This window comes from Shimia sp. (genome assembly GCF_965227725.1).
Lineage (GTDB): Bacteria > Pseudomonadota > Alphaproteobacteria > Rhodobacterales > Rhodobacteraceae > Shimia.
In genome coordinates, this window is sequence record NZ_CBDDGH010000006.1 from 679,175 (window position 1) to 703,941 (window position 24,767).

Here is a 24,767-nt window from a genome sequence, read left to right on the forward strand (position 1 = left end):
CGGCTATCTCTACCTCGTGCCAGGGATTGTCAAGCGGCAAAGCACTGACAGAAAAATCTACTCAAGATAGATTTCACCCCAATTAAGTTCCACTATTTGGGACTTCACAAAAATGTCAGAAACGGCCTTGCATCCCGTTAAGGAAGCTGAAATTTCCGCCACGGCAGCCAGATACAGACCGCGTTGATTCGAGTCTTCCAGCCGATCCTCCCAGAACGACAAAACTCAAGTATCTGCATATGACCTCCTCCAAAAGCGTCAGAACATTGCTTCTGACCTCGACCGTGCTTGCGACGTTGCCTATGGCGGCGCTGCAGGCTCAAGAAGTAACCGACATCGATGAAATCACCGTTCAGCTGGAAACCGACGCGGACCAGACAGACGCAACCCTGGCCTCCGGCGACGCTGGCGATGAGGGTGCAGGCGCCAGCAATACCGCGCCGGGTCAGGCGACTGCAGTTTTGGCAGGGACCGCGATTGACAGCGATGATCCGGCCAACTCCGGGAAGACCACGCTGGATGGCGCATCCATCGCAGTCCGCGCCATTGGCAATGACGCCAACACCGCTTTCCGTACCCTGCCAAACGTGCAGTATCGCTCTGACGTCAACGGCGAAAACAAGCTGAATGATGAGCTGGGGGACTCTGCGGATGACGTGTTGAGCCTGCAGCCCGAGGAATTCTCGATTTCCGGTGCGCAGGTTGGTGAAAACAACATCATGATCGACGGCGTTGGCATCAACTCGATCGCGCTGCCGAACGAAACTCTCGAATTTGAAGAGGTGGCGGTGGTTCCGAACCTGACCTCGTTCTATGGCCTTCACTCACAAACCCAATACATCCCAAGCAGCCTAGTGGATGAGGCGGAGGTGCTTGATTCCAACGTCTCAGCACGCCACGGCGGCTTCCTTGGCGGGGTTGTGAACTACAAGCTGCGCAAGCCTACACTGGACGGCCCCAGAGGGTCGGCGAGCCTGTCCTTTGAAAGCGATGACACGACAAAATACACCCTTGGCACCGAGGATGGTGAAAACCCTCAGGATCGCAACAAGCCGGAGTGGAACAAACAGCAGTTTGCCTTTGACTACTCCCTGCCTGTGTCTGACCGCACTGCCCTGCTGTTTGCCTATACAACAGAGCGGGCCTCCGCGACCAAGCAGCGCGCCGTGCAATACGGATCGGAAGAGGTGGACTCCGACAGCCGCAGCGACTTCTACCGCCTTGGGCTTTTGCATGAATTGGACAATGGCGGCGTTCTGTCCGGGTCTGTGAACTTCACTGACTACGATCAGACATGGAACCTCGCGGAAACCGCCAACAACCGGCTGGATATCACCAATCAGGCGCTGTTGGGCGAACTGGGCTATGAGAAAGACCTCGGCCAGGTCGGTTTCCTGCGCAACGCCACCTTGGAACTCGGCACGACGTTGCAAAACAACGAGGTAGAAAACGACGGTGGCGAGCGGCAAGCCTTTTCCTGGATCGGTCTTGATCGCAGCGGCAACGACTTCACCGATGCGATTGACGGCTGCGATGCGGATCTTGCGGTTGGAGGCATTCAGAACTGTCTGTTGGGCGGCAGCGGTGTCCGCACCCTGACCGATCAACGGATCGGATTCAATGCAACGCTTTCTGGCGAGGTTGGCAACGGCACGCTCATCACCGGAATGAGCTTTGACCACTATAAGGCTGGTCGGGAAGGCACCGGTCTGGAGTATTACACCAACGCCCTGCGAAACTTCTCGGGCGCCTGCAACGCCGGCGATCCCTCCTGTAATGCGGATCAGTACTTCTTCATTCGCAACACACAGGATGCCTATGATGTGGACGTGAATGCCAATGCGATTGGTGCCTTTGCCGAAATTGATCAGACCTTTGGCGATTGGTATCTGCGCGGGGGTCTGCGCATGGACCGCAATGACGTTCTGAAAAACGTCGATATTGCACCGCGCCTGACGGCGACATGGAAACCAAAAAACAACATGTCCCTGACCTTTGGTGCAAACCGCTACTATGACGACAACTTCCTGGCCTACGCGGTACACGACGCTGTCCCGCTGACCAAGCTTTGGCTTCGGGGGACACCCACCGCGGACTGGAACCAGTTGGTTGATCGCGGGGCAACATCTTATACCGGCAGCAATCTGGATACCCCCTACAACGACGAGCTGAGCGTCTCGCTGGCCTATACCGACAACTGGGCGGGCCTATGGCGCCTGCGTGCCCTGCACCGTAAGGGGCGTGATTTGTTTGCAGCTGAAGACGGCAGCAATGCAGACACGGCGACGCTGACCAACGATGGCACAAGCGAGTACAAATCTCTGGTTCTGGAGTATCAGAAGTCCTGGCAGCCAAAGAGCATCAGAAACCTTGATGGCATCGGCATTCTGACATCGGTGACCTGGTCCAAGAACAACCGCTCCAACAACACCTATTTCAGCAATGGTGATGTGTTTGGGGATCGCGTGCTCTACAATGGCAACTCCTATGACGGAGACGATTGGGACGCGGTTTCAGGCAGCTTTGACCAACCTCTGCGTGCCTCTGTGGAGGTCCAGTCTTCGTGGTATAATGGCGGTATTCGCGCAGCTTTGGCCGCCGATATCACCGGGGCCTATGACGGGGTCATTGATACAGGCGACAATCAGGTCGTTGGCGGCATCCGGCACGATGTTTACGAAGATCATGCCTTTGGCAGCCTGATCCAGCTGAACCTCAACACCTCTTTCCGTGTGGCAAGACTTGCCGCTGACAAAGAGGTGCGGCTGGATGTGAAGATCAACAACCTGCTGGATAAGACACCGGAAGGCACCGCAACCGATTCCAGCCCGTGGATCGGTGGACGGAGCATCTGGTTCGGCACCAGCATGACGTTCTAAGACAGCACAAACGGGTCATGCCCAAAACCCGCTTTGGGCATGACCAACCGCCTTCAGTTGTAAGGTCACATGATATGACATTCAAATTTCCAAGAACCGCCCCGACCCTAGTCTCTCTTGCTGCGCTGCTGAGCACACCGGGGATGGCCTCTGAGGCCAAGCTGATCACCAAAATTGACCTGAATACCACAACAGGCGCGGTGAAAATCCAGACCACTGGCCCAGCGCTTGAGCAGGCAGGTCAAACGCCCACTGCCAGTTGGCTAGCGCAGGAGCAGGACAGCTATGCCGGCACCTTGCCCAACGTCAAAGAACAGCGTGGTGTGAATGGATGGGCAGAGACAGGGAGCTATCTGACGGGGGGCGCATGGCTGCCCGTTGCGGACTCCGAAGAGTTTGCCCATGAAATCACCGTGACGGTGCCCGCAGATCAGACTGTCGCCGGGACCGGACGTATTCTGTCAAACCAAGTGACGGGCGACACGCGCTCTGTCACATTTGCATTTGAGGGGCCAAGCAAGCTTTTGGGTCTGTTTGCCGGGCCTTACACCGTGACCGAGCAGGCGCATGGCGATCTGACACTGCGCACCTATATGGATGCGCCAAATAGGGAGCTTTCCACCCGCTACCTTGAGGCCTCCGCTGGCTACATCGACCGCTATCAGGCGCTGATCGGCCCCTACCCTTATGAGGGGTTTTCGGTTGTTGCCGCGCCTATTCCGGTGGGCGCTGCCTTTCCCGGTCTGACCTATGTGGGCAGTGCGGTGCTGTCTCATTCTTACATGACGGGGCGCTCGCTTGCGCATGAGATTCTGCACAATTGGTGGGGCAACGCTGTGCGCGTGGACTATGAGGCAGGCAATTGGGCGGAGGGTCTGACTACCTATCTCGCAGACTACACACTTGCCGAAGATCAGGGCGCGGATGCGGCGCGGCAAATGCGGGTGGACTGGATCACCGCATTGGATTTGTTGGAAGACGATGAGATGCAGCCGCTCACGAGTTTCCGCTATGCGGCCCATGACGGCAATCAAAGTCAGGGCTACGGCAAAGCGGCCTATGTGTTCCATATGCTGCGCTCAGAGATCGGAGAGGCTGCGTTCACCGCCGGGCTGCAGGAATTCTACCGGATCAACGCCGGGCAAAAGGCCAGTTGGTCCGACCTTCAGGCCGCATTTGAGCGGAGTGCTGACCGTGACCTCTCAGCCTTCTTTGCGCAATGGCTGACAAGAGCCGGGTTGCCGCATGTGACGCTGGCTTCGGCCACAGCCTTGGTAAGCGAAACACACGGCGTGGTGCTCAACATCACACAAACCGAACCAACCTATGATCTGACACTCCCCGTCACAGTCACAACGGAAGCCGGGGTAGAGCGGCATGTGATAGAGCTGAGCGCGCGCTCGGACAGCATCACTCTGCCGCTCAAGGCGGCCGCTCTATCTGTGCAGCTTGACCCGGATTTTGACGTTGCAAGGCATCCGGTGGACAATGAGCTGAGCCCAACCCTCAGCCGCGCGTTTGAACTGAGCGGTTTTGAGGCAAGGCTTGCGGATGCAAGCAATCCACAGGCTGAAGAGATGCGGGAGACTTTGGACGAGATGCTTCCCAAGTTTGATCTTGATTGGGACCCAGACACGGAGCGGTATGATGCCGCCTTGGTATTTGGGTCGACTGAGGAATTGGCAGATCTTTATCTGAAGGAAACCGGACAGGTCTTCCCCTATGCACAGGACGGCGAGGCGCGGGCCTGGGTGGATTATGACAAATCCGGTGTTCTCACGCTTTATATGTCGGCGGACAGCATTGAGGACCTTGGCTTCAAAATGCGGTTCCTCGGCTATTATGAGAGCAAAAGCTATGTCTCGTTCAAAGATGGGCGCGGACACAGCTTTGGTGTGGTGCGGTCTCAGAATGCAGGCACGCCAGTGGCGTCTGCACAATAGTCAGAAGCGCGGGGCGATAGACCTGCTCCGCGCGAGAGACAGGAAGAGCCTGACAAGGGGGCGCGGATCAGATCTGCGCCCCTTATCGTTTGATTGCGATTATGCAGACAGCCTTGCGTCCACATAGAGTACGCCGCGTTTGGTGCGCTCCAGATCGGTTTGCACCCGGTAGGTGGCGCCGATCTCGGAAAGTGCAAGAATGTCTTCTGGCGTCCCATCTGCAAGGATGGCGCCTTGGCGCAGGAGCACCAAACGGTCACAGAATTTGGCTGCGAGATTGAGGTCGTGCAAAGCGGCAATCACGATGGGGTGCTTGCGCTCCATTTCGCTGCGGATGGAGGTCATGATCGACAATTGATGATGCAAATCCAGCGCGCTGGTTGGTTCATCCAGCAAGATAACATCCGGTGCGCGCACGATGGTTTGGGCAACAGCCACCATCTGCGCCTGACCGCCACTCAGATCCGCTATTCCACGATCTGCAAGATGAGACAGGCCAAGCGCGTTGAGCGTGTCGGCCACACGGTCCAGATTGTCATTGCGCACGCGCCAGCCCGTGGTTTGTTTGAGCGCCAGCAAAACGCCCTCAAACACCGTAAGCAAAGCGTTGCAGCCAAAGGCCTGCGGCATATAGGCGATGCGGCGCACCCGTTCCTTGCGGGATAGATGGGTGATGTCCTGTCCCTGCAACATCACCTGTCCTGAAGACGGCGCAAGCAGGCCCGCAAGAACTTTGAACAGCGTAGATTTGCCCGCGGCATTCGGGCCGATCAGCCCGACAAAACTGCCGGGGGCGATGTCCGGCAGGCAGACATCGCGCAGGATTTGCACCTTACCATATCCGGCATTCACATCTGTGACGCGCAGCGTCATGACAATTTCTCCCGTCGTGTGCTGAGGATGATGGAGATGAAGACCGGCACCCCGATCAGCGAGGTGATGATGCCAATCGGGTAGATGATGCCCGGGGTGATGGATTTGGAAATGAGCGAGGTGAGCGACAGCACCAATGCGCCCACCAGAGCGGACAGAGGCACAAAGAAGCGTTGATCCTCCCCGACCAGAAGGCGGGCAATATGCGGCCCGACAAGGCCGACAAAACCAACGGTGCCCACGAAAGACACCGCTGTCGCGGCCAGCAGCGACACGCAGATCAGCATCTCCACGCGCAAGCGGGCCACATCGACCCCCATGCTCTCTGCAGTGGCCTCGCCCATGCGCAGGGCGGTCATGGGCCAGGTCCGCAGCAGGCTGAACGGGATTGCAATGGCCAGAAGCAGCGCGCCGATGCTGATCTTTTCCCAACTCGCGCGGCTGAGAGACCCCATCATCCAGAAAACGATCCGCGCGATCTGATCCTCAGAGGCCATATATTGCATCAGCGCCAGAAGCGCCGAGAAGGTGAAGAAAATAGCGATGCCAAAGAGGATCATGGTTTCAGAGCCGACGCCTTTGAGGCGTGTGGCCAAAAGAATGAACCCACAGGTGGCAAGCGCAAAGACAAAGGCGTTGGTTGTCACAAGCAGCGGGCCAACCGCCGGGATCACCGAAACCCCGAGCACAATTGCCAAGGAGGCGCCAAAACTGGCCGCCGCAGACACGCCCAAAGTAAAAGGCTCTGCCAGCGGGTTGTTCAGGATGGTCTGCATCTGCGCGCCGGCCACAGCCAACAAGGCACCGACCAGCACGGCGGTCACCGCCACCGGCAAGCGGTAGTCCCAGACAATCACCTTCAGCCGAACGCCGTGCGAGAGCGGGTCAAGAAACACCTCGGCCACTGTCGACAGTGGATAATGCCCGGGGCCGGTCGCCACATCGAGAAAGAAGCTTATGGCCAGAAGCGTCGCGATCACGCCAATCATGCCATATCGCCGGGCGACCTGCGCGCCATAGCTCTGCCGCATCTGCTGCGCTGTCAGTTCCGCACTCATCAAAAATCCTCTTAAGGCAAAAAGCCCCGACTGACACAAAGCCAATCGGGGCGAAGAGCAGCGTGATCAGCTGCCGGATTTCAGGGTGCCCCAGAAGACGCCCGAATAGTCAATCGGCAGGAAGCGGTCATGCAGCTCTTGCATGGTGGCCTCTGGATCTACATCGGCAAACAGCTCCGGGTGCAGCCATTTGGCAAAGGCCTGCATGGCCACAAAGTGGTAAGGGCTGTTGTAGAACTGGTGGTAGACCGAGTGGAAACGGCCGTTTTTCACGGCAGACAGCTCTGGCCATCCCTCACGTGCGGCAAGACCTGCCAGACGTTCCTGCACTGTGGCGGCATCGGCCTCGTAGCCAAAGAGCACGGCGATGGTGTCCGGGTTGGCCTCGGACCAGTTGGCACCGGTACCGATGATCACGTCCGGGTCATCCGCAAAGATGGCCTCAAGGCTGACATTGGTTTTAAAGCCCGGGAATTTGAGCGAGCCCCAGTTGCGACCGCCAGACAGGTCCACCAAGCGGCCCAAGTTGGCCGCGCCATAGGTGGAGCAGCATTTGTTTGGATTGTAGCCCGCAGCATTTTCAATGAACACGATGGGGCGCTCTTCCGCCGGGATCTGCGCCACGCGGGAGTAGATCAGCTTGGTTTGCTGCTGATAAAAATCAGCAAAGGCGTCTGCTTCATCGCGTTTGTCAAAGATACGGCCCATCAGCTGAATGCTGGGCAGGGCGTTTTCAGTCGGGTTCTGGCGGAAATCCACAAAGACGGTCGCAACACCGGCTTCTTCCAGCTTGTCGATGATGCCGCTTTCCTGCGCCTTGAGCAGGTTGCCAAGGTTCATGAACACAACCTCGGTGCCCAGCGCGATCACGGCCTCAAGATTCCACTCGTCAGAATAGGGGCTGCCAAAGCTCGGCAGATCCGCGATCTCTGGATAGGTTGCCAGATATTTGCGGTAGGCATCGGGATCATAGTTGACCATGTCGTCTTTCCAGCCGACGACACGGGCAAACGGGTTTTCCTGATCCAGCAAAGCGATGGAATAGATCATGCGACCTTCGCCAATCACCACTTTGGACGGATTTTTCTCTACTTCGACAACGCGCCCGGCGATGTCGGTCAATTTGATGGTCTCTGCAAATGCGAACGTGGCGGACGCGATGGATAGCGTCAGAGCTGCGGCGGCGGAGCAAAGACCCCGCGTCAATGATGTGACGGACATGGGTCTCTCCCTGAAAATGTTTCCCATGGCAGCGGCCATGGGCTGCGCACTGATAGGTTTATCTTAGTATTTTTGTCAAGTTATCAAATTGACGTTTGAGAGGCCGCGAAGCGATTCTTTGAGACCACACCTCACCCCTGCATCCTATGCGGATTCGCTGGGTTGCAGGCGCGTTCTAGATACGTCAAACAGCGCAGAGCGCACCTGACTCGCGGCGTCTTTTATCAAAAATCCTTTGAAAATATTTCGGGAAAGCCACCGCTATTTTGCGCAATCAGAATCCCTAGACTGCCGACAATCTGAAAACCCGGATAGGACCGGAGGAGGCCTCTAGGGCACATGGCGCATCAGGACGAAATACGCTGCCAAAGTGGTGCAGATGCGCTTCCTGTGACAGGAGTCGACGCCTATGTCTGCCTGACCGGTTCTCAAACCAAACGCGCCCGGTTCAAATCCGGATGCGCTGAATTCTGCGATGGGCGATCCATCGCACCCTTGATCTGCCCCATCGGGGCAGGCGGTAGCCGCGACAAGCGGCCTGCAGTGATTGGCGCGACTTTTGCAGGCGACGTCATTACTGCTCTGACCTCTGAAACTGCCGCAACTCCCCAAGTTTGGGGCTCTGTTCCGCATATCGCGGCGCAGTGAGAAACGCCGGGTAAGCGGTTTGAGGAGAAACCGCCCTCCGGCTTACAGATGGAGGTCCCAATGAGGGATGGTAGTTATACCTACAAGCTGTTTCACCGCAGCGATTTCAGCGCGTTTTGGGCGCTGTTTACCGACAACCTGATCAATCTGATGGTCTTGGCAGGGATCTGTCAGTTCGTGTTCAACATGCCCGCAGACATCGTTTACGGCCGGATCGTGCCGGGCGCTGCTGTGGCCATTCTCGCCGGTATTGCGGTCTATGTCGGCCTCGCCAAACGCGCCGCCGCCCAGCATGGGCGTGATGTGACCGCGATGCCCTACGGCATTTCGACACCGGTGATGTTTGTCTACCTGTTTGGTGTGATCGGCCCGATCTACTGGTCCACCAATGACCCGATGCTGGCCTGGCAGGTCGGGATTGGTGCAGGCTTTATGGGGGGCATCGTCGCCGCTCTGGGGGCGGTGATTGGCCCCTGGCTCAAACGGGTCACACCGCGCGCAGGGATGCTCGGCACCTTGTGCGGCATCGCGCTGGTGTTCATTGGCACCGTGCCGCTCGCCACCGTGTTTGAGAACCCGTTCATCGGCTTTGCCTCCATGATCATCATTCTCTGGGGCCTCGTTGGTCGTTTCCGCCTGCCGTACAATATTCCAGCAGGTCTGTTGGCCTTGATCGTGGGCACAATCGTGGCGCTGAGCATTGGTGAGGCCAAGTTGAGTGCGGACGGCGTTGGCTTCTATGCGCCCCTGCCCTATTTCGGCGATCTAATTGCCGGCATTCAGCATCTGTTTGCCAATCCGGAGCTGTTTCTGGTGCTGATACCGGTCCAGATCTACAACTTCATTGAGACGATGAACAACGTGGAGAGCGCGGAAGCGGCAGGGGATCATTATCCTGTGGCAACCTGCCAGATCACCGACGGTCTGGGCACCATGGTGGGCGCGGTGTTTGGCTCGCCCTTCCCAACCACGGCCTATATCGGACATCCGGCTTACAAGCGCATGGGCGCGCGTGCGGGTTATATCATCGGGGTTGGCGTGGTCATTCCACTCGCTGCCTTTCTGGGGCTGCTGGCCTTCCTCAACAACCTGATCCCAGTGGCCGCCGCCGCGCCGGTTCTGGTGTTTGTGGCGCTGAGCCTGATCACCAACACCGCACATTCGGTCAAAACCGAGCATATGGCCGCTGTGACCATCGCGATGATGCCGCATGTCTCAGCCTTTCTTATGGTCAAATGGGGCTCCCTCATGGGCGCTTTGGGCGCGGTCGGGGTTGCCGGGCTGCCTCAGCTTGGTGACGAGGCGCTGACTGCGGCTCTGCTTCAGCAAGGGGCGCATTTTGAAGGCCATCTCGCCCTGTCCCAGGGGGCCATTCTGACAGGCCTCATTTGGGGCGCGATTGTCGCAAGTGTGATTGATGGCCGCTTCCGCAATGCCGGGGGGTTTGCCCTGGCTGCATCAGCCATGTCAGCGGTTGGCATCATCCATGGCGCGAGCCTGCATTGGCCCGAGCTGTCAGGTGTGACCGCCGGTTACCTGATCTCCGCCGCCTTCCTCTATATCTATCCTCTCTTTCACCGTGAGGACGACATGGTGAACCAGAACGCGGTGGTGGAAGAGGCACCGGCACCGGCGGAATAAACCCCCGCCAAGACAGCAAACGTGCAGGCTGCCCAAAGACCTTCTGTGGGTGGCCTGCACACTAAGCCCGGATAAGCCGGGCACAGTGCGCCGTTCTTCAGGACATTGTTGACGCCGCTTCTCCCCCGATGGCCACGGTCAGAGCTTGCGCAGCCTCCACCACCGGCTGGCTGAAACGGGCGATCTCTTCAGATCCGACCCGGCTCGTGGGCCCGGAGACCGAAATCCCGGCAACCGCTTCATTGTTGAGGTCAAACACCGGCGCAGCGATGCAGCGCATGCCGATATTTTTCTCCTCATTGTCCACCGAATACCCCCTCTCGCGTATCAGCGCGAGATCGGCGTGCAGAGCAGCCCGGTCTGTGATGGTAAAATCGGTGAAGGCCTCAAGCGCGTTGGCTGAGAGGACACGCTCCAGCCGGTCAGCATCCATATGGGCGAGGAGTGCCTTGCCAATCCCAGAGGCGTGCATCTGAGACAGGGTGCCGGGCGGAAAAAACGCCCGAATGCTGGCATGGGTTTCGACCTGACTGAGAAAAAGCACCGCGCCTTCACGTTCCACGCCGAGATTGGCGGTCTCACCTGTTTCTTCCATAAGACGGCGCATGATTGGCCGGGCGCGGTCGACCAAGCTGGTTCGGCGCAGATACCGCGCGCCGATTACAAAGGCGCGGGGGCCGATGTGCCAGACCTGCTCGTAGCGATCAAATTCCACCAGACCGCGGCCCTCAAGCGTGATCAGCACCCGGTAAACCGTAGCCGGAGATTGCCCCATCTCATCGGCGAGCTGAGACAAGGGCTTGCCCTGCGCCTCGCTGAGATATTCGAAGACCTCCATGGCGCGATCCAGAGATTTGATCGTGTTTTGCGCGGTCTTGTCATCCCACCCGCGCGGCCGTCCCCGGGACTTTCGAGCGTTCGAAACCTGATTATCTTGAAAATCCATAAATACTCACATTTTCGAAGTGAAAAACAAATTCATTATATGAAAAAATCAAACATCTGACAACAAACAGATTTTTTGATCCATCCGAACTTCACGACCAAAAATCAAAAAAATATCGAGGTGCCGGACTCCTGCTTATGGTCGTTTCTGTGACGCAAGGAGATTATCCATGAGCTTTCAAAACCCCGTCTTCATCCCCGGCCCGACGAACATTCCCGAAAGCCTGCGCAAGGCTTGCGACATGCCGACGATTGACCATCGCTCCCCGCTGTTTGGGCAAATCCTGCATCCGGCCCGCAAAGGCGTGCGCGAGATTCTCAAAAGCGCAAACGCGGAGATTTTCATCTTTCCCGCCACCGGCACCGGAGGCTGGGAGACCGCTTTGACCAACTGTCTGTCGGCTGGCGACAAAATTCTCGCAGCGCGCAATGGGATGTTCAGCCATCGCTGGATCGACATGTGCGAGCGTCATGACCTGGATGTTCAGGTTGTGGAGACCCCGTGGGGAGAAGGCCTGCCGGCGGCGCGCTATGAAGAGATCCTCAGCGCAGACACGCAGCATGAAATCAAAGCTGTGCTGGCCACGCACAATGAAACCGCGACCGGAGTGAAATCTGACATCGCCGCCGTGCGCCGGGCGCTGGATGCGGCGGGCCACCCTGCTCTGCTTTTTGTGGACGGCGTGTCTTCTATCGCGTCGATGGACTTTCGCATGGATGAATGGGGCGTGGATGTTGCGGTGACCGGCTCACAGAAAGGTTTTATGCTGAGCGCGGGTCTGGCCATTGTGGGCTTCAGCCCGAAAGCGGTTGAGGCCAGCCAGAGCGCCGCGCTGCCACGCACCTTCTTTGATATTGCCGACATGCGCGCGGGCTATGCCAACAGCGCTTATCCCTACACGCCCGCCGTTGGCCTGCTCAATGGTCTGAACGAAGCCTGCACCATGCTGCTCAATGAGGGGCTTGAAAACGTTTTTGCACGCCACCATCGCATCGCGGAAGGTGTGCGGGCGGCTGTGCGGGCCTGGGGGCTGGACCTTTGTGCCGCTGACCCGTCGCTTTACTCAGATACGGTCAGCGCCATCCGCACGCCCGAGGGCTTCAACGCCACAGACATCGTGACCCACGCAGCCAGCAAGTACGGCGTCGCCTTTGGTGTTGGACTTGGCGAGGTGGCTGGAAAGGTGTTCCGCATTGGCCATCTGGGCAGCCTCACCGATGTGATGGCCCTGTCCGGCATCGCCACGGCTGAAATGTGCATGGCCGACTTGGGACTGGATATCACACTGGGCTCAGGCGTCGCTGCAGCGCAGGACTATTACCGCGGCAACACAGCTGTGCCCCGGCAAGACGCCGCATAAGAGAGAGACAGCTGGAATGTATATCCCGACCTATGACGACATGCTGAGCGCCCACGCGCGGATCAAGCCTTATATTCGCCAAACGCCGGTGCGGACATCGGACTATCTTGATGAGCTGACCGGGGCCAAGCTGTTCTTCAAATGTGAGAACTTTCAGGAGCCGGGCGCGTTCAAAGTGCGGGGCGCGACCAATGCCGTGTTTGGCTTGGACGACGCGCAGGCCGCGAAAGGTGTGGCGACGCATTCTTCGGGCAACCACGCCTCCTGCCTGAGCTACGCCGCCATGAAACGCGGCATTCCCTGCAATGTCGTGATGCCGAGCACGGCCCCCCAAGCGAAGAAAGACACTGTGCGCCGCTATGGTGGCAAAATCACCGAATGCGCGCCTTCGACGTCTTCGCGTGAGGAGACCTTTGCCAAGGTGCAGGTGGAAAGTGGCGGCGATTTTGTCCATCCCTACAACGACCCACGGGTGATCGCGGGTCAGGGCACCTGTTCCAAGGAATTCGTCGAGCAAGTGGACGGGCTCGATGCGGTTGTAGCGCCGATTGGCGGCGGCGGGATGATTTCAGGCACCTGCCTGACACTCGCCACGCTGGCGCCGGAAACACAGGTGATTGCCGCTGAGCCGGAACAGGCCGACGACGCCTATCGCAGCTTCAAAGCGGGCCATATCATCGCTGATGATGCCCCCAAGACCATCGCGGATGGTCTGCTTGTGCCGCTCAAAGATCTGACATGGCACTTTGTGTCCAGCCACGTGAGCGAGATCTACACCGCTTCTGAGCAAGAGATCATCGACGCGATGAAACTCATCTGGAAACACCTGAGGATCGTGATGGAGCCCTCAAGTGCGGTGCCGATGGCGACGGTTCTGAAGAACCCCGAGGCCTTCAAGGGCAAACGTGTCGGCCTGATTGTCACCGGTGGGAATGTCGATCTCGACACCCTGCCCTGGCTCACCACCCCCTGACCCAATCATCGAGACAGCCCCAAGGCGCGGGCAAATTCTGACGGAGGAGCATGAAATGAAAGACCTGAGCAACCTCAATGATTTCGAAGTCGGCTATGACATTCCCGCCAAACCGGGGATGGACGAAGCGGATATTCAGACACCGGCATTGGTGCTGGATCTTGATGCGCTGGAACGCAACATCAAGAAAATGGGGGACTATGCCAAGGCGCACGGCATGCGCCATCGGGTGCATGGCAAGATGCACAAATCGGTGGATGTGGCCAAGCTTCAGGAAAAGTTAGGGGGCGCGGTTGGCGTGTGTTGCCAGAAAGTGTCGGAAGCCGAGGTGTTTGCGCGTGGCGGGATCAAGGACATTCTGGTGTCCAATCAGGTCCGCGACCCCGCCAAGATTGACCGTTTGGCCCGCCTGCCCAAATTCGGCAGCCGCACCATCGTTTGCGTTGATGATCTGGAGAATGTCGCCGACCTGTCCTCAGCCGCAGGGCTGCATGGCACGGAACTGGAAGTGTTTATCGAGATCGACTGTGGCGCGGGGCGCTGTGGTGTGACCTCCACTGAGGAGGTCGTGAAAATCGCCAAGGCGGTCAAGGCGGCGGACAGCCTGAAATTCAGCGGCATTCAGGCCTATCAGGGGGCCATGCAACATATGGACAGCTATGAGGATCGCAAAGCCAAACTGGATATCGCGATTGCCATGGTGGAAGACGCCATTGCCGGCTTGAAGGATGCGGGCATCACATGTGAGCTGGTTTCCGGTGGCGGCACCGGATCCTACTATTTTGAGTCCAATTCGGGCGTCTATAACGAGCTCCAATGCGGCTCTTATGCCTTCATGGACGCGGACTATGGTCGCATTCTGGACAAAGAGGGCAACCGCATCGATCAGGGCGAATGGGAAAACGCCTTCTTTATCCTGACCTCCGTGATGAGCCATGCAAAATCCGACAAAGCAATTGTGGACGCGGGGCTCAAGGCGCAATCCGTGGATTCAGGTCTGCCCGTGATCTTTGGACGTGATGATGTGGAATACATCAAATGCTCTGACGAACACGGTGTTGTCATGGATCCGAACGGCGCGTTGAAGGTGAATGACAAGCTCAAACTGGTGCCGGGGCACTGTGATCCAACCGCAAATGTCCATGATTGGTACGTCGGTGTGCGCAACGGCAAGGTGGAATGCGTCTGGCCGGTGTCAGCGCGCGGCCGAGCCTATTGATTGAACGCCTGAGGCAAATGCTCCGATAGGGTGAAGCTGCCAGAAAGACACCTGTGCGCCGGTTTCTCTTCCGATCCGACGCGCGGGCGCACCAATGCAAAGTGAGAAAAATATGCTGATTGTTCCTGAACGCGAGATTGCCGACCTGATGACGCGGGAGGCGGCCTTTGACGCTGTGGAGCGTGTCTTTGCAGCCATGGCCTCGGGCAACGCTTACAATTTCCCGGTTGTGCGCGAAGCCATCGGCCATGAAGAGGCGCTATATGGCTTCAAGGGGGGCTTTGATCAAGCGGGGCTGACCCTTGGGTTGAAGGCGGGCGGCTATTGGCCCAACAACTTGGAAAAACGCAATCTGATCAACCACCAGTCCACGGTATTTCTGTTTGATCCGGACACAGGGAAAGCCAAAGCGATGGTTGGCGGCAACCTCTTGACCGCATTGCGCACCGCTGCCGCCTCATCTGTGTCGATCAAACATCTGGCGCGCGAAGATGCCAAGGTGATTGGCATGGTTGGCGCCGGGCATCAGGCCACATTCCAGCTGCGCGCGGCGCTGGAACAGCGCAATTTTGAAAAGGTGATTGGCTGGAACTATCACCCTGAAATGCTGCCAAACATTGAGAAGGTCGCCAATGAGGCCGGGCTGCCATTTGAGGCTGTCGCGTTACCCGATCTGAGAGAGGCGGATGTGATCATTTCCATCACCTCGGCATTTTCACCTTCGGTGATGGCGGATCATATTTCAGAGGGCACCCACATCGCCTGTATGGGCACCGACACCAAGGGCAAACAAGAGGTTGAGGCGGAACTGCTGGTGAAGGCTAGTGTCTTCACCGATGAGATTGCCCAATCGGTATCCATCGGCGAAGCGCAGCACGCGGTTGGTCAGGGGCTGATCAAAGGCACTGATGTTGCCGAGATCGGCGCGGTCATCAATGGCACGATTGCGGGCCGCACATCGCCAGATCAGATCACGCTGTTTGATGGCACCGGTGTCGGCCTTCAGGATCTCGCGGTTGCGGCAGCTGTTGTCGATCTGGCTGTCAAAAAAGGCGTTGCCATCGAGGTCGATTTCTAACGCCTTCAGCGCATCTCACTCACTCCCCCTGACTGTATGCGCGGCCCGGTGTCTTGATGACGCCGGGCTTTTTTGCATGTCAGACCCCGCCAATCCTGACGCGTAGAAACCGCCAATCCGCCCAATTCATACGCACCACCAATGGTGCGAGCCGCCCGAAAGCCGACCATTGTTTCGTTTTTTTTGATACTGCTTGGCTTTTGACTGCGATAGCAGAATAAACATGCCTCCAATAAAGTGTGTCAGAACACGACTTTTAGGAGGACCGCCATGTACGATATGGCAATCTTGTGGGACTGGATCGCATTTTCAGTACGCTGGCTTCACGTCATCACAGCGATGGCCTGGATTGGGGCCTCATTCTATTTCATCGCACTCGACCTGATGCTCAAACCCGCCGAGCACCTGCCCAAGGGCGCGTTTGGCGAGGAATGGGAGGTCCATGGCGGTGGGTTTTATCACACCGTGAAATACCTCGTCGCGCCTGCTGAGATGCCTGAGCACCTGACATGGCACAAGTGGCAGAGCTACACGACCTGGCTGTCCGGTGCCGCGTTGCTGATGATTGTGTACTGGGTTGGCGGCGAACTCTTTTTGCTCGATCCGACCAAAGCCGATCTGGCGCTCTGGCAAGGGATTTTGATCAGCGGTGGCTCACTGACGATTGGCTGGCTGGCATATGACGCGATGTGCAAATCCAAACTGAGCGAACAGCCCACCCTGTTGATGCTGCTGCTGTTTGCCATCCTCGTGTTCATGTCCTGGGGGTATAATCAGCTGTTCACGGGCCGGGCGGCGCTGCTGCATCTGGGGGCGTTCACGGCGACCATCATGACCGCCAATGTTTTCTTTCAGATCATGCCCAATCAGCGGATTGTGGTGGCAGATCTGAAAGCTGGGCGGACGCCTGATGCGAAATACGGCAAGATTGCCAAGGTCCGCTCGACCCACAACAACTACCTGACCTTGCCGGTCGTGTTCCTGATGTTGTCCAACCACTACCCTCTGGCCTTTGCGACGGAATATTCGTGGATCATCGCAAGCCTGATTTTCCTGACCGGCGTGACCATCCGCCACTATTTCAACACCATGCACAAAACCGGGAAAGGACCGAACTGGACCTGGCTTGCCACTGCGGTGCTCATGGTGGTGATTGCGTGGCTGTCCACCGCGCGCTCAGGTGAAAGCTATGAGGAGTCAGAAGCGCGTCAACTGACGCCTTACGAGCAGAAATACGCATCTGCGGAGCGCTTTGAAGACGCCTATTATGCGGTGATCGGGAACTGCTCGATGTGCCATGCGCGCGAACCCTCATGGGAGGGCATGCACTGGCCCCCAAAGGGCGTTGTGCTGGAAACCGAGGCAGATGTGGCGCGTCATGCGGATCAGATTTACTTGCAAGCCGGTCTGTCTCACGCCATGCCGCCGCCAAACGCGATCGAGATGGATCGCGACTCCCGCGAGCTGATTGTGGCCTGGGTCAAAGAAGCACGTGGGCAGAACTAAGCGCCCTCTTTGGGCGATCACTTGAAACGCACGCACTCAAATTCAAAAAACAGGCCGCATCTGATGCGGCCTGTTTCCGTTTGAAGACACGTCGGACTTAGCCCTCAATCCAGGATTTCACCGTGTCCATATTGTCTGCGATCCAGTCTTCGGCCACTTCGCGCGGATCACGTTTATTTTCAAACATCTCAACGATCCAGCCGTTGATCTCATCTCCGGTGAACTGCACGTTGGAGAGCATTTGCGCGACCGGCGGATTGCGCTCTTCCAGTGATTTTGAGTAGGCGACGTAGATGTCGTTGGACGCAATCACGCAGTTGAATTCGGACACTTCGAGCCAGTCCTCTGCATCGAGATCCACATCCTCGCAGCCATCGGTCCGGGCTGGCTCCTGCACGGCTGTCAGATCATATTTGACGTGGATGGCTTCTGGTGTCCAATAGTAGAAAAGCTGCGGCTTCTCCGCTGTATAAGCGGCTTCAAGACCTGCCTTAAACGTGTCGGCAGACACGATGTTTGGCTCCCACAACCCATCCAGACCGTAGGATTTGAACTTAATCTGCCAGCGCTTGGTGGAGGCCCATGTGACGTCACCTGCCCAATATTCCCCTTTGCCGTTGCCATCGGTGTCAAACATGGCAGCCACTTCGGGATTTTTGAGGTCTTCAATGCTTTTGACCGTGTCGCTCATGTAGGACGGCACATAGATGTTGGACGTGCCCTGATAAGGCGCGTTGGTCACAACGGTCTGATTGCCATCGATATATTCGTCCCAAAGCGCCTGCTGGTTTGGCATCCAGAGGTCGGTAAAGACGTCAATGGAGCCATCGCCTTTGTCCATACCGGCCATGATAACGGCGGCCTGGTTCATACCGGAAACGATTTCCGCATCTCCGCCCATCTGGTCTTCGATGATGGTGGAGAGCACATGGCCAATGGCCTGAGCCCCGTTCCAGCTCAGATCTGAGAAGGTGACTTTCTCCTGAGCAGAGGCCCCCGCAGCCGCCCCGAGCAGGGCCGCCAGCGCAACGGATGTCTTAAGAGTTTTCATGAGTGGTTCTCCCTGTGTGTTTTTTGGTTGGGTCAGATACGGCTGAACGAGTTTCGAATGCCGCGCAGGATGCGGTCGATCATCATCGCAACCAGCGCGATGGCGATCCCCGCAAGCAGGCCTTTGCCGGCCTGAGCATCGCCCAGCGCGGCCGTCACAATAGCGCCAAGGCCTTCGGCGCCGATGAAGGCGGATATGGTGGCCATGGAGAGGGCCAGCATGATGGTTTGATTAAGGCCGGCCATGATTGAAGGCACCGCCATTGGCAGCTCCACTTTGCGCAGGAGCTGTCGTTCTGATGCGCCAAAAGCAAGCGCAGCTTCTTTGGTGCTTTCGGGCACCTGCCGAATACCAAGCGCTGTCAGCTTGATCATGGGGGGCATCGCAAAGACCACCGTGGCCAATACCGCAGGCGGCTGTGAGATGCCAAAGAAGGCCACCGCCGGCACCAGATAGCTGAGCGACGGGATGGTCTGCATCACGTCCAGAATGGGCTCGGTGATGAAACGCGCGATTTTGTTTTTGGCCATCCATATGCCGATGGGCAGCCCGACAAAGACACAGACCGCGGTCGAGACAACCACAAGCGCCATGGTTTGCATGGCAATCTGCCACAGCTCAAACAACGCGAGAAAGGCCAGAGACGAGGCCACGAAAGCCGTGGTGCCCATGCCGGTAAAGGTCCAGCTCAGCACCAAAAACAGGAAGGCCACAACCGGCCAAGGCGTCTGCATGAAGGCGACTTCCACCCGGATCAGCGATTGCCGCAGCACATTGGTCATCGCGTCAAAGGCTCCGGCAAAGGAGGCGCGCAGCCAGTTGATGGAGATGTCGATGCTTTCCGCAGAATAGGTGAACAGCGTGACCTTGCGGCCTTCAACTGGCGGTTTGATTTGCGCGACAACCTCAGTGTTGCCCGCGTCATCCGTGACACGGCGGTAGGTCACGTCTTCCGGTGGATCGAGGCGCGCCAGTGTTGGGAAATCATCAATAAAGAAGCAGTCAAACCGGTCCCGTGTTGTGATGGCCGCATACTCTTCCACCAGATCGGCGCTGCGACCGAGGTCACGCGCATCGCGGCGGGCGGCGCTGCGGGCTGTGTTCTGCTCTGCGGTGCGGTCAGAAATCGCGTCCAGCTGATCATAAAGCGCCTGCGCCGCAGTGGCATCGGCACGCACCGTTGTGCTGAGCGTGGCAACGTCGGGCAGCTGGTACTGCGCCATCAGGCTCTCGACACTTTCGGCGGCCCGGATCTGGTTGAAACAGGCCCGTTCATCCAATCGCAGCTGTGTCGCGCGGTAGGTGGTGATCGGGCTGCAGATCAGGATAATGGCCAATCCCATTCCCAACCGTTTTGGCGTCGCGCCGCTGGCCACAGTGGGATCAATGCGCCAGCGGTTGTATTGGTCGTAATACCACCGGTTCGCCTGGCTCCCCATCCAGAGACGCCCCAAGATCAGGAGCATCCACCCGATGGTGCCGTAGGTGCTGATCCAGTTGGTGTAGCGGGGAATGAGCGTTTTATTGGCATTGGGATCGAGTTGTGCCTCTGCCAGAAGCGGCGCGAACTTGATCACCTGCATGAGACAGACAATGGCAATGATGTCGATTGCCAGAGACACCCAGAACATCAGCCAGACACCCCGCCAGGCGGCCCAGAGCCAAGGCGCAATCACGCCCCAGATATTCATATGCCAGCGCGGCAGTTGCCCGCGTTGGTGGCGCTCAAAGATCGGGGCGTAGTAGTCCGCTTTGGTGACGCAGAACGCCTCGATCGAGACGTCGCGGTCCTCGATGTTGCGCTGTTCGGCCCCTGTGCTCGCCTGCATGCTCATTGGTCTGCACTCCCCTGAAGTCCGTGCAACAGTGTGTTTTTGTCGACCACGCCCACCAGCGCGCCGTCTGACCTGATAAGGACCGGCAAATCCGAGTGCGTGCTCAGCTCGACAAGCGTGTCCAGATCATCCTCCGGCCGGGCCTCCGGATGCTCCAGTGCCAGATCAAGCGGCTTTCGCTTGGCCTGATAGGCGTCTGGCGGCACCATGATTTTGGACGCCGACACCAGCTTGAGGCGCGAAATGCCCGCGACAAAATCCGCCACGTAGTCATCAGCCGGAGCGGTGACGATGTCTTCGGCGGTGCCAATCTGAACAATCTCGCCATCTTTCATGATGCCGATGCGATCCCCCATCCGGATCGCTTCATCGAGGTCATGGGTGATAAAGACTGTGGTCTTTTTCAGGTTTTCGGACAGCCCCAGAAACTCGTCCTGCAAATTGCGCCGAATGAGCGGATCCAGCGCGGAAAACGGCTCGTCCATCAGCAGGATCTCAGGATCTGCAGCCAATGCCCGGGCAAGCCCCACCCGTTGTTGCATCCCACCGGAGAGCTCTGAGGGGAGCCTGTCGCCATAGCCATGCAATGACACCGTTTCGAGCGCCTGATCTGCGAGCTGTGCGCGGTGATACGCATCCATGCCGCGCAGCTCGAGGGCGAAGCCGATATTGTCGCGCACAGAGCGGTGCGGCAGCAGGGCCATGTTCTGAAACACCATGCCGATCTTGGTGCCCCTGACTGCCCGCAGGGCGTCCTGACGCATTTTGCCAATGTCTTCGCCCAGAATGCGCACGGCACCGGCGGTGGGTTCAATCAATCGGTTGATGTGGCGCACAAGTGTGGACTTGCCGGAGCCTGACAGCCCCATCAGGCAGAAGATCTCTCCCTCAGCGACCTGAAAGCTGGCGTCTTTCACGCCCACAACCGCGCCGAAGCGTTCCAGCACTTCGGCCTTGCCAATGCCTTCTGACCGGATCGCGGCCATGGCCTCATCCGCCTGAGCACCAAAAATTTTCCAGACGCCGTCTATTTCGACAACCGCATCGCTCATGCTCGGGCCTTCTCTCGTTTCGGGTCGTAAAATGGGATGTCACACACCTTGGTGGGGAGACGTTTCATATGGCCATCCAGCTGGCCCACTTCCAAAGCCGTGTCGGTCGCGGAAAACTCCACTGAGAGCCGCGCCATGGCGATGGCGCGCTCAAACATCGGCGAGCGCACAGCGGAGGTGATCTGGCCCACCGGACGCTCTCCGGCGAAGACTGGCGCGCCATGTGCCGGCACGTCATCTCCTTCAAACCACAGCCCGCGCAGCAACTTGCGCGGAGCTTGCGCGTTCCGGCTCAGAGCGGCATGTCCGACAAAACCAGCTTTCTTCAGGCTAACGGCGAAGCCCAGCCCGGCTTCAAAGGCATCCACACCGGCCGCAAATTCAGCATGTGCGGCCGCCAGCCCCGCCTCCACACGCAGAAGCTCCAAAGCCGCTGATCCCATGGGCGTGATGCCAAACTCCGCACCCGCGGTCACAACAGCCCGCCAGAGAGCGGCAGCGTCTTCGCGCGCACAAAAGAGTTCGTAGCCCAACTCCCCGGTGTAGCCGGAGCGTGAGAGCATGAAGGGGATGCCGTCCCGATCCTGAACCCGTGCCACGGTGACGCCAAACCAGTTGAGATCATCGAGAGCCGGAACCGTGCTTTGGGTAAAGGTCAGCTTTCGCAGGAGGTCACGCGATTTTGGTCCCTGAACGGCCAGATTGGGCAGAGCATTGCCCAACGCATGGATACGCACTTGCAGGCCTTCTTGCTTGGCGAGCGCATCAAGCTGTCGGCCACTTTCTTCCGAGCCACAGCACCAGCGGAACAGCTCAGGCCCCAGCCGGAAGAGCGTGCCGTCATCAATGACCTGCCCTGCCTCATCACACACCAAGGTGTAGCTGCCGCGCCAAACCGCCAATCTGGAGACATCACGGGTGGTGGCGCGTTGCAGCAAGCGCTCCGCATCCGGGCCGATGATGTCAAATTTCCTGAGACCGGACATATCCTGAATTGTGACCGCCTCGCGACAGGCCCAATACTCTCCGATGGTGCCGGTGGCGGGAAAACTGACGGGCGCCCAAAGATCACGCGCCGGGGCAAAATGCTTGGTCAGCTTGGATGTTTCCGGCGCAAAGGCGCTCTGCTGGCTGATCGACATGGGCGCATCTTCCTTTTCGCGGTATGCCACGGCATGGCGGATCGGTGCGTCTTTTTTGTAGATGCGCACATGTATGTCGGTGGGGTTCCAGCCGTTGATCGGATCAAGATCGTCCGGACAGGCCGTTGAGGCACAGACCAAAGGCTGCAAGGCCTGAAGCGCCACATAGTCCCCAGCCCGAGAGTGGCTTTCTTCGGTCAGAAGCTGATGGGACTGGTGGTCAACCCAAGTATTCCAGAAAAAATTGATCGCGGACCACGCCACACGCGCCCCAACCCCGTAGGGGGCAACTGAGTGGGAGATGTTGTCAGAACAATTCAGATGGCCGGGAAAACCGCGCTCCTCATAGCCGCGCGCGGTGCAGGCCATGCCAAAGGCGTCGTGCCGGCCACATGTGTCTTGCAGCACGCGCATCATGGGGTTCAGATCGCGGTCAAAGAACTTATCCAGCAGCCCCGGCCCCGGATAGGCGCCGCGCACCATTGTGCGGGTTGCGGTGCTGTCGATGTCGCGCTCCAGCCCCCGGTCCAGCGCATCCACCCGAAGCGCCGTGAAATCGGAGCATTGCTGCCCTTCGACATCGATGATCTGAACGGTCTCGCCTTCTGCCAGCTCATAGGCCATGGCTGTGCCGCGCTTGACCGTGAACTCATCCCGTATCTCGCCCAATGGCGTCGGGAGGAAGTCCTCAATATTCGGGGTGCCGGCGGTACGTGTGACGAAGATCTGGCCAACATGTGCGCCGGAAACCAGCGCCGCCACCGGCAAGGCGCGGATCACCCAAACCGTGCAATCTGTCTTGGCCGCAAACACCAGCAGCCCGTCTGCCTCGACCTCAGTGACAACGACCCCATCAAGATCGTCACCGCCATGACGGGCATTCCAGCCGAGTAGCGCGCGGTGGTCAAAGCTCTCCAGATCCAGCCGCCCGTTCGCAGACAGGCCCAAAGCGCCGGGAGCAATCTGGCCTCGGGCATCCAAAACCAGCAGGGTGATCTGTTGCGCGCTCAGTGGTGTTTCAAAAGACAGGAGGTCACCGGCCTTCAACTCAAACCGGCTGGCCTCTCGCGGAAAGAGCACCTGTGACAGCAACCGGGCACGCGAGGGAAAGCCGGGGAAGCGGCGGCGGGTGCCGTCAAACCCCATATTGCTAAACTCTCTGAGAACCGGCGTTTGCTGCACGCAACTCTCCTTTTTATTTGATGTAACTAGTTACATGGCGAAAATCGCAACGAGTCAAGATTTTCCTGTAACCAGTTACAGAACCCTCCTATTGTCGCAGAATGTCACGCCCACCTTCTCACAAAAAACGCGCCAACCTGCGCGACGTCGCGCGCGAAGCAGGGGTTTCGGTGGCAACGGTCTCCCGCGTTTTGAACACGCCAGACCTGGTGCAAGAAGCCACCAGATCCCGTGTGCAAAGGGTGATCGACGACCTTGGGTTTGTGCGCAGCGCCGCGGCGCGGGCCATCAATTCAGGCCGCACTCAAATCCTTGGCGCGCTGGTGCCCACACTGGACAACGACATCTTTGCGATCACCTTGAATGCGATGGAAAACCGCCTTGTGGAGCTGGGGTTTTCGCTTGTGGTCGCGACGACAGATGAAGACCCAGAGAAAGAAGCCCGCAAAGCAAAAGAGCTTTTGGACAATGGGGTGGAAGGGCTGGTTCTCACCGGCAAATCCCACACAAAGGCGCTCTTTGACATGCTGGAGCGGCGAGACGTTCCAGCCTTGGTGATTTCCTGTTTTGACCCGGAATATAGTTTGCCCACAATTGGATATGACAACCACAAGGCAGCCGCGCTGGCCTACCAGCACCTCAGGTCATCGGGGCATGAAAACATCGCGGTGGTTCATGGCCCAACAGCTTTCAATGACCGCACACAAGCGCGCCTTGCCGCCATCGCGGAACTGCAGGGCGGCACGCTGCGCAACGCGCTGGAAACGGAGCTTTCGGTCGCTGGAGGGGCACAGGCTGTGCGGGAATTGCTCAGCCAGCCAAATGAGTATGACGCCATTTTGTGCCTGTCAGATGTCATCGCATTTGGCGCTCTGAACGCTCTGCACCGGGCCGGAAAATCTGTGCCCAAAGATATATCAGTCATGGGTATTCAGGATTTGCCCGCCTCTGCGGAAACCTATCCACGTCTGACGACGGTGCATTTGCCGGTGCAACAAATGGGCAGGCAGGCGGCCGAAGGCATTGCAAATTGGGTTGTTGATCAACGCCCGCCAGCGCCGACAGAAGTTCAGTCGAGACTTATCGAACGTGAAACCGTGGGTAACAAACTCGGACCAAATGGAAAGAAGGGGCAGCGCACCGCCCCTTCTTGAGGCAGG

At 58.1% G+C, this 24,767-nt stretch carries 18 protein-coding genes; 10 read left to right on the forward strand and 8 right to left on the reverse strand.

The window, feature by feature from the left end; translation table 11 throughout:
- Positions 1–239: 239 nt before the first annotated feature.
- Together ACO07T_RS20880 and ACO07T_RS20885 are read left to right on the forward strand one after the other, a co-directional pair.
- The gene (locus tag ACO07T_RS20880) at positions 240–2,879 is read left to right on the forward strand and encodes a hypothetical protein (RefSeq protein ID WP_422050994.1); all 2,640 of its coding nucleotides are present in this window, start codon (positions 240–242) and stop codon (positions 2,877–2,879) included.
- Between the two features lie 74 nt (positions 2,880–2,953).
- Positions 2,954–4,822: a M1 family metallopeptidase gene (locus ACO07T_RS20885; protein WP_422050995.1), complete on the forward strand. Its 1,869-nt coding sequence runs from the start codon at positions 2,954–2,956 to the stop codon at positions 4,820–4,822.
- Positions 4,823–4,921: 99 nt separating this feature from the next.
- Here the strand turns inward: ACO07T_RS20885 and ACO07T_RS20890 are convergent, their stop codons facing one another.
- From ACO07T_RS20890 to ACO07T_RS20900, 3 genes are all read right to left on the reverse strand, one after another.
- Complete coding sequence (locus ACO07T_RS20890) at positions 4,922–5,695, reverse strand: ABC transporter ATP-binding protein (protein ID WP_422050996.1); 774 nt, start codon at positions 5,693–5,695, stop codon at positions 4,922–4,924.
- Positions 5,692–6,753, reverse strand: coding sequence for a FecCD family ABC transporter permease (locus tag ACO07T_RS20895; protein WP_422050997.1), 1,062 nt, complete (start codon positions 6,751–6,753; stop codon positions 5,692–5,694). Before ACO07T_RS20895 ends, ACO07T_RS20890 begins: the two co-directional genes overlap by 4 nt.
- 66 nt (positions 6,754–6,819) lie before the next feature.
- Positions 6,820–7,974, reverse strand: coding sequence for an ABC transporter substrate-binding protein (locus ACO07T_RS20900; RefSeq protein WP_422050998.1), 1,155 nt, complete (start codon positions 7,972–7,974; stop codon positions 6,820–6,822).
- A 339-nt stretch (positions 7,975–8,313) separates the two neighbouring features.
- On the opposite strand from ACO07T_RS20900, the gene ACO07T_RS20905 reads away from it, so the two are divergent.
- Together ACO07T_RS20905 and ACO07T_RS20910 are read left to right on the forward strand one after the other, a co-directional pair.
- A complete protein-coding gene (locus tag ACO07T_RS20905; RefSeq protein ID WP_422050999.1) occupies positions 8,314–8,622 on the forward strand; it encodes a hypothetical protein in 309 nt (102 codons plus the stop codon).
- Between the two features lie 60 nt (positions 8,623–8,682).
- Positions 8,683–10,263, forward strand: a complete 1,581-nt coding sequence (locus ACO07T_RS20910) for a xanthine/uracil/vitamin C permease (RefSeq protein WP_422051000.1) — start codon at positions 8,683–8,685, stop codon at positions 10,261–10,263.
- 97 nt (positions 10,264–10,360) lie between these two features.
- Here ACO07T_RS20910 and bhcR read toward each other — a convergent pair whose 3' ends face one another.
- Complete coding sequence (gene bhcR, locus ACO07T_RS20915; RefSeq protein ID WP_422051001.1) at positions 10,361–11,209, reverse strand: HTH-type transcriptional regulator BhcR; 849 nt, start codon at positions 11,207–11,209, stop codon at positions 10,361–10,363.
- A gap of 169 nt (positions 11,210–11,378) precedes the next feature.
- Between bhcR and bhcA the strand changes: the two genes are divergently transcribed.
- From bhcA to ACO07T_RS20940, 5 genes are all read left to right on the forward strand, one after another.
- The gene (bhcA, locus tag ACO07T_RS20920) at positions 11,379–12,569 is read left to right on the forward strand and encodes an L-aspartate--glyoxylate aminotransferase BhcA (protein WP_209088748.1); all 1,191 of its coding nucleotides are present in this window, start codon (positions 11,379–11,381) and stop codon (positions 12,567–12,569) included.
- A gap of 16 nt (positions 12,570–12,585) precedes the next feature.
- A complete protein-coding gene (gene bhcB / locus ACO07T_RS20925) occupies positions 12,586–13,542 on the forward strand; it encodes a beta-hydroxyaspartate dehydratase BhcB (protein ID WP_422051002.1) in 957 nt (318 codons plus the stop codon).
- Positions 13,543–13,597: 55 nt separating this feature from the next.
- Positions 13,598–14,761 (forward strand): 3-hydroxy-D-aspartate aldolase BhcC, encoded by a 1,164-nt coding sequence (bhcC, locus tag ACO07T_RS20930; protein WP_422051003.1) that lies wholly within the window; start codon positions 13,598–13,600, stop codon positions 14,759–14,761.
- Between the two features lie 112 nt (positions 14,762–14,873).
- A complete protein-coding gene (gene bhcD, locus ACO07T_RS20935; RefSeq protein WP_422051004.1) occupies positions 14,874–15,839 on the forward strand; it encodes an iminosuccinate reductase BhcD in 966 nt (321 codons plus the stop codon).
- Positions 15,840–16,109: 270 nt separating this feature from the next.
- Positions 16,110–17,345 (forward strand): urate hydroxylase PuuD, encoded by a 1,236-nt coding sequence (locus ACO07T_RS20940; RefSeq protein ID WP_422051005.1) that lies wholly within the window; start codon positions 16,110–16,112, stop codon positions 17,343–17,345.
- 97 nt (positions 17,346–17,442) lie between these two features.
- Here the strand turns inward: ACO07T_RS20940 and ACO07T_RS20945 are convergent, their stop codons facing one another.
- From ACO07T_RS20945 to ACO07T_RS20960, 4 genes are read right to left on the reverse strand one after another with little or no spacing between them, the layout of a single operon-like run.
- Positions 17,443–18,396 carry a glycine betaine ABC transporter substrate-binding protein gene (locus ACO07T_RS20945; RefSeq protein WP_209065395.1) on the reverse strand — a complete coding sequence of 318 codons (954 nt, stop codon included), beginning with the start codon at positions 18,394–18,396 and terminating at the stop codon, positions 17,443–17,445.
- A gap of 32 nt (positions 18,397–18,428) precedes the next feature.
- A complete protein-coding gene (locus ACO07T_RS20950; RefSeq protein ID WP_422051006.1) occupies positions 18,429–20,231 on the reverse strand; it encodes an ABC transporter permease in 1,803 nt (600 codons plus the stop codon).
- Positions 20,228–21,283 carry a quaternary amine ABC transporter ATP-binding protein gene (locus ACO07T_RS20955; RefSeq protein ID WP_422051007.1) on the reverse strand — a complete coding sequence of 352 codons (1,056 nt, stop codon included), beginning with the start codon at positions 21,281–21,283 and terminating at the stop codon, positions 20,228–20,230. Before ACO07T_RS20955 ends, ACO07T_RS20950 begins: the two co-directional genes overlap by 4 nt.
- Positions 21,280–23,607 carry a DUF1989 domain-containing protein gene (locus ACO07T_RS20960; RefSeq protein WP_422051008.1) on the reverse strand — a complete coding sequence of 776 codons (2,328 nt, stop codon included), beginning with the start codon at positions 23,605–23,607 and terminating at the stop codon, positions 21,280–21,282. Before ACO07T_RS20960 ends, ACO07T_RS20955 begins: the two co-directional genes overlap by 4 nt.
- 101 nt (positions 23,608–23,708) lie before the next feature.
- Here ACO07T_RS20960 and ACO07T_RS20965 point away from each other — a divergent pair, with 101 nt between their 5' ends.
- Complete coding sequence (locus ACO07T_RS20965) at positions 23,709–24,761, forward strand: LacI family DNA-binding transcriptional regulator (protein ID WP_422051009.1); 1,053 nt, start codon at positions 23,709–23,711, stop codon at positions 24,759–24,761.
- Positions 24,762–24,767: the final 6 nt, after the last annotated feature.

Coding starts and splice junctions, on each gene's coding strand:
- ACO07T_RS20910 (WP_422051000.1), top strand. CDS start 8,683: ATGAGGGATGGTAGTTATACCTACAAGCTGTTTCACCGCAGCGATTTC.
- ACO07T_RS20965 (WP_422051009.1), top strand. CDS start 23,709: ATGTCACGCCCACCTTCTCACAAAAAACGCGCCAACCTGCGCGACGTC.
- bhcA (WP_209088748.1), top strand. CDS start 11,379: ATGAGCTTTCAAAACCCCGTCTTCATCCCCGGCCCGACGAACATTCCC.
- ACO07T_RS20900 (WP_422050998.1), bottom strand. CDS start 7,974: ATGTCCGTCACATCATTGACGCGGGGTCTTTGCTCCGCCGCCGCAGCT.
- ACO07T_RS20905 (WP_422050999.1), top strand. CDS start 8,314: ATGGCGCATCAGGACGAAATACGCTGCCAAAGTGGTGCAGATGCGCTT.
- ACO07T_RS20950 (WP_422051006.1), bottom strand. CDS start 20,231: ATGAGCATGCAGGCGAGCACAGGGGCCGAACAGCGCAACATCGAGGAC.
- bhcD (WP_422051004.1), top strand. CDS start 14,874: ATGCTGATTGTTCCTGAACGCGAGATTGCCGACCTGATGACGCGGGAG.
- bhcB (WP_422051002.1), top strand. CDS start 12,586: ATGTATATCCCGACCTATGACGACATGCTGAGCGCCCACGCGCGGATC.
- ACO07T_RS20880 (WP_422050994.1), top strand. CDS start 240: ATGACCTCCTCCAAAAGCGTCAGAACATTGCTTCTGACCTCGACCGTG.
- ACO07T_RS20955 (WP_422051007.1), bottom strand. CDS start 21,283: ATGAGCGATGCGGTTGTCGAAATAGACGGCGTCTGGAAAATTTTTGGT.
- ACO07T_RS20890 (WP_422050996.1), bottom strand. CDS start 5,695: ATGACGCTGCGCGTCACAGATGTGAATGCCGGATATGGTAAGGTGCAA.
- bhcR (WP_422051001.1), bottom strand. CDS start 11,209: ATGGATTTTCAAGATAATCAGGTTTCGAACGCTCGAAAGTCCCGGGGA.
- ACO07T_RS20885 (WP_422050995.1), top strand. CDS start 2,954: ATGACATTCAAATTTCCAAGAACCGCCCCGACCCTAGTCTCTCTTGCT.
- ACO07T_RS20895 (WP_422050997.1), bottom strand. CDS start 6,753: ATGAGTGCGGAACTGACAGCGCAGCAGATGCGGCAGAGCTATGGCGCG.
- ACO07T_RS20945 (WP_209065395.1), bottom strand. CDS start 18,396: ATGAAAACTCTTAAGACATCCGTTGCGCTGGCGGCCCTGCTCGGGGCG.
- bhcC (WP_422051003.1), top strand. CDS start 13,598: ATGAAAGACCTGAGCAACCTCAATGATTTCGAAGTCGGCTATGACATT.
- ACO07T_RS20940 (WP_422051005.1), top strand. CDS start 16,110: ATGTACGATATGGCAATCTTGTGGGACTGGATCGCATTTTCAGTACGC.